3 protein-coding genes are annotated in these 5,506 nt (G+C 50.9%); 2 read left to right on the top strand and 1 reads right to left on the bottom strand.

All coding sequences use genetic code 11. The features are described from left to right. On the top strand, positions 1-2,806 hold a 2,806-nt coding region (locus IQ235_RS17535; protein ID WP_264322717.1), incomplete at its 5' end, for a CAAX protease. A 323-nt stretch (positions 2,807-3,129) separates the two neighbouring features. Here IQ235_RS17535 and acsF read toward each other — a convergent pair. Continuing rightward, positions 3,130-4,206, bottom strand: a complete 1,077-nt coding sequence (acsF, locus tag IQ235_RS17530; protein WP_264322716.1) for a magnesium-protoporphyrin IX monomethyl ester (oxidative) cyclase — start codon at positions 4,204-4,206, stop codon at positions 3,130-3,132. 457 nt (positions 4,207-4,663) lie between these two features. Between acsF and IQ235_RS17525 the strand changes: the two genes are divergently transcribed. After that, positions 4,664-5,506 (top strand): serine/threonine-protein kinase (locus IQ235_RS17525; protein ID WP_264322715.1); only part of this gene is annotated, 843 nt, incomplete at its 3' end.

Raw genomic sequence — 5,506 nt, 5'->3', positions numbered from 1 at the left:
GGTACTCGGATTACTCGCTCTGACGATCGGGACGGGTTCGATTGCTATCTTACTGGCAACACTTGGAAAGCTTGTCACGCTCGCCTTCATCATTATCGTTGCCACAGCGGTACTTTCACCGCTCGAAGCCTTAGGTTGGTGGGCTGGTTGGTTTGGCGATCGCATCGATACGGCTCGCAATCCGGGTACGGTTTTAGAAACCGTGCCACCATCGAGCCATGTCACTCGGTACGTACTTTATTTAGATGGTATCGGTCAATCTAGCTATAACTACGACTTTTTAGTCAAGCGATTTCTGGCAAAATTAGCGGCAATTTTGCCCGACGATATCGTACTCATCAGCGGCTTCATGCCCTATTCAATTCTCAATATTCCCCTGACGCGCAATCGAATCTCCAGCTCTTTTTGGCGTTGGGTAGAACGGGAGCAAAAAACCCATCCAGGAACTAAGCTGAGTTTTGCGGTTTACCTGAAAAATATGTTCGTTGTCGCTATTTCAGCCGATCGACGCTACGGCCCGATTTACAACCAAGGCATAGCTCAACTGATTTACAACAGCCTGGTGAAATACGGTTATCAACTCGGTAGTGGCATACCGATTACCCTTGTGGGCTACAGTGGCGGCGGGCAGATTTCCATGGGTGCATTACCGTTTCTCAAGCAGGCACTCGGGGCTTCGGTCGAAGTCATCTCCCTGGCGGGTGTCCTCAGCGGTAATACCAAGGCGATTTCATTGGAACATCTCTACCATCTGGCGGGAGAAAACGATTCGATCGAGCAGCTCGGTTCGACAATTTTCCCCAAACGCACACCGCTTTTCTTCTTGTCTTACTGGAACCGAGCCAAACGTCGCGGTCAAATTAGTACGATCTCCCTCGGGCCCGTCGGTCACAATGGCCCAGAAGGGGTTCTCGATGCCGATTATTATCTCCCGGACGGTCGCAGTAGCTTGCAGCAAACCCTAGACTGGATTTCTGGGATTATCACCGGTCAGCTGCGCGTTGAGATCGCGGCCGTCCGTGCTAAATCCAGCAACTACGAACGATTTCGACAAGCTGACTTCAATCAACTTCAATATTATCCTCTCGATCGAACGGTTGACCCCGAGCTGTATCGCCCCATCGCTCCTTGGATGGGTCGATTAATTCTGCCCGAATCCGAGCGGCGTCAGACCGTTCGGGGCGTTTTATTTGAAGTGCATCATGCAGATAAACTCCACCAGCATTCGATCGGGCAGGTGGTGCATTTACGTTGGAGCGATTCCGCTGAAATGAAAAAGTACGTGCGATCTCTGACTCGAGACGTATACTTTAGCGATAATGCCGAGTACAGCAGTCGAGTGGAAGGGTTAATTCACCCCACTCGCCTCGATCGGTGGCGGCAGGTCGATCCCTTAGAATCCCTAGCTGGGGCAAGACCCGAGGACGATATGCTCGTCATGCTACGCGAACCCATCTCGGTTGGAGAAGCCCGAGAGCCAGGCGGGGCGACGGTTATCGAAATCGATTGCGAACCCGTGCAAATTAGCGGTCGCTATTACGGGTTAGTCAGAATTCTTCAGCCTGTGGGGGATGGTGGAGATCGATTCGAGGTCGTTCACTTCAATCGCCAGTCCCACCAATTTGACGGCCCCAAAGAAATCGTCCGACTGCCGCAGGTTGTTGCCGATAGCAACGACACCTTACCCGCCACGAATCAAGGGATCGAAAAATCGCCTCTAAACCCAATGGGTTGGTATATCTACGGTGCCCCGGATAGTTCCGGGCTGTTTGTCGTCCAAGCCATTGCTCCCCGTGCTTTGTTGGGTCTCCAGCCCGAATCGGTTATTGGCGATCGCGAAGCTGCATTGGAGTTCATCAAGAAAGAAACTTGGGATAATCTTCCAGCGAAAAAGGGCAAGATTCAATCGGTTCTCCTCTGTCCCCAGTCTCAAACGAAAGCCGAAGCGGTGCAAAAGTGGCAAGAAGGGGATCGCGCCCTGCTGTTGCACGTTTATGGTGGCATCGGAGGTCGCAAAATCGAGCCAGCCGCGATCGCCCCAGTTTACTTCGGTCATTTTGCCTACGGTGATGCCCAAGTGATTCGCGATCCCCTCAGCGATGAGTTGCGCTTCGAGATCGAATACCATCAGGTATACACTCACAACGCTCGCGGACTGATTTCGGGTCATATGCATTGGTCGGCTTATATGGGCGATCGTCAGTGGGGTTTCCTGGGGACTCGCCCGATTTGCGATCTGCTGGTTAAGTTAGATGCTTTTACCGCAGACTTTGACTTCGAGCGATATCGAGCTTCGGCATTAAGCGAAATCGTCTCTCAATTAGAGGCGATGATGGCACGCTACCGGATCGGCGATGGGACGGGTGGAACCTATGTGGGACCGGCAAATAATTGCTCTCAGGATTCCAACCAGGCAATGTATGCCGCGCTGCGAAAGATAGAAAACCGCGTCCAGAGAAATCGGACTTGGTTAGAAAAATGGCGCGATCGCGAACCCGAACAAGCTCAGCGATTTCAACAGTTACTCGAAATCAAGAACGCCCTCAAGTCGGAACTGATGCCATTTGGCAGTGCCCGTGCCGATTGGGAAGAAGGTACTTATAATTTAGGCAGTGTTTTAGAGGATCGTCCTTTAAAAAACTTGTCCATTGGCTTGGCAAGTTGGCGGACGCTCTTACCTCGACTCGCCAGCGATACGATCGTGAAGATTTTTCTCGATCGGGGAGCAACGGTATGGGTGTTGCGGACGAATCAGGTGGGTGGATACGACCCGGATATCGAACCCCTCGCACCCATGACGCTTTAGCTTTAATCCCGTGATTTATAGCAGTTCGCGCCCTTTTCGTTACAAGTTTTGCGGGTTCGGGAATGGGGAATGGAAAAAGCCGGTTTCATCGATCGTGTAAATAAACTGATGACAAAGCGCTATAAAAGCCATTTCTATGAAGTTGTCCCATCGACATCGACGGTTTCTCCCATCGGTGCGCGATTCTGACAGCCGTTTATTTGGTGATGAATGCTACCACCTTACGGGTCGTTCATAAAAAAACCCCCCTCACCCGCATGGGGTTGAGGAGGTCCAGTTAATATGAGGAGCGAGACTTTAAAAAACTCAGAACAAGCGACAGTTTAACGAGCCTGGCCTTGCGCTTCGACGGCATCGAGAGGCTTGATGAAATACAGCTTCAAGAGTTGCCACGCATTGGAAGCATAGAGCGGTAGCTTCTGCAAGAGTTGCACGAATTTGGAGCGATCGGAATTGACGATTTCCGTCAACTTCTCGTTATTTTTCACGCAAGCATCGAGGCGATCGTAAAACTCGGGATGATTCACATCGAGAGTTACCGGGAAAACCCGTCCGGCGGTTTCATTGGTTTTCTCGATGACGTGGATGTCGTACTCCCGCGCATCTAAGCCAAGAGACGCATAGAATTTAGAGCGCTGAATATCGTTGAGATACATCGTTGCAAACACCGACAGCAGGAAGAAACGACACCACAACTTGGCGCGCCAGTCGTTGAGATGCTGGGGTTGCGCTTTCATGATCGCATCGAAGAAGTCACCGTGGCGGTTTTCGTCCTGACACCAGTTCTCAAAGAAGCGGAAAATCGGATAGATGCGATCCTCTGGATGCTGCTCTAGATGGCGATAGATGGTGATGTAGCGCCAGTAGCCAATCTTTTCAGAGAGGTAGGTGGCGTAGAAAATAAACTTGGGTTTGAAGAAGGTGTACTTCCGGCTTTTGGTGAGGAAACCCAAGTCCAGGGAGAGGTTGAAGTCGGACAGCGCCTTGTTCAAGAACCCGGCGTGGCGCGCTTCGTCTCGGGACATGAGATTAAAGCACTCTGCTAAGACCGGACTTTTGTCTTTCAACCGCCGTCCTAATTCTTTGTAGAGCAAGAATCCGGAAAACTCAGCAGTGCAGGAACGCTCTAAAAACTCAACGAACACTTGTCGCGTTTCGCCTTGGATGTTATCCCAAGATTTATCGAACTGTTCATCGCGGACGAAGTGATGGCGATTGTAGTCGATGCGGAACTCTTCCAAAATGGCGAGGAGTTCGTCCTCATTCGGAGAGATGTCCATCTTGGCCATCTCCTCAAAGTCGGTGGTGTAGAACCGAGGAGTGAGGATGGTTTCCTTGGCGGGAGTTTTGACCCCCGGCCGAATTTCTTCAAAGGTGGGTTTTTTGAGGGAATCTACCATGATGGTTCTTGTTAGGGTTCCTAATAGCGCGATCGCCTTAGAGTAAGGTGCTTTGACGAGCGCAGTATTACTAAATTTTGGTGTGCGGAAGTGCGAACTTAGATGGAAATGCTGATTTTTCTATGAGATCCAGTCTACCAATGGGATGTAGGTATAAACTCTCGATTTCTGTTACGAGTTAATACAGTATATGAATTTGTATGAAATCTCCAGAAAAAAAGTGACGGTTTCCCGCAAAGGATAAAGCCATGCTGGATTTGTCAGAATAAAGGTAGGTCTGTCGATCGAACGTTATCCATCGAACATCTTGCTCCGAGTGGGGCACGAGGGAAAAAGGAGACCGACGATTTCCCGATCGAGTTGTCCGATCGATTGCTTGCTTTTATAAAGGTGGCTCGTATATAAGGGTGGCTTGCTTGCTCGACTCCAGTTTTTTACGCTCTACACCCATGAGTTTTTGTCTCAATCCCCACTGCCTCCAACCTCAAACCCGATCGGGGTAAAGTCGTGCCAGAGTTGCCATTCCCCGTTAAGGCTCGGCGATCGCTACCGGGCGATCGAACCCATTGGTACCGGAGGTTTCGGGCGGACGTTTTTGGCGGTAGACGAACACAAACCCACCAAACCCCGATGCATTGTCAAGCAATTTCGATCGGACGATCGAAACCCTCGAAATCAGTCCAAAGCCGTTGCCCTGTTTCGTCAAGAAGCCACTCGCCTCGAAGAACTGGGCGCGCACCCACAAATTCCCAATTTACTGGCGCATTTCGAGCAAGACGATCGCCTATATCTGATTCAAGAGTTTATCGATGGGTCTAACTTAGAGCAAGAGCTAGCCGAATCGGGCCCCTTCGACGAAGCCAAAATTCGCCAACTCCTCGCCGACATTCTACCGGTGTTGCAATTCGTTCACGATCGCCACATCATCCATCGAGACATCAAACCCGCCAATATCATCCGCCGCCGTTCCCACATCGGTCAAGGCAGTTTCGTCTTAGTCGATTTTGGAGCATCGAAACTAGCCACCGGAACGGCATTAGCCCGTACGGGAACCACCATCGGTTCTGCCGGTTTCGTCGCCCCAGAACAATCCATCGGCAAGGCCGTCTTGCAGAGCGATTTGTACAGCCTAGGTGTCACCTGCATCTATCTCCTAACTCAGGTTCCGCCATTTGAATTGTTCGACAGTAGCGAAGGTCAATGGGTGTGGCAAGATTACCTCGTCGATAATCCGGTGAGCGATTCCCTCGTGCGGGTACTGAACCGACTCCTCGAAAGCGGAACTCGCCGACGCTATCCC

This window comes from Zarconia navalis LEGE 11467 (assembly GCF_015207075.1).
Classification (GTDB): Bacteria; Cyanobacteriota; Cyanobacteriia; order Cyanobacteriales; family Geitlerinemataceae; genus Zarconia; species Zarconia navalis.
Note: the sequence above shows the minus strand (reverse complement) of the source record. Positions and strands in the feature narration are given on the sequence as shown.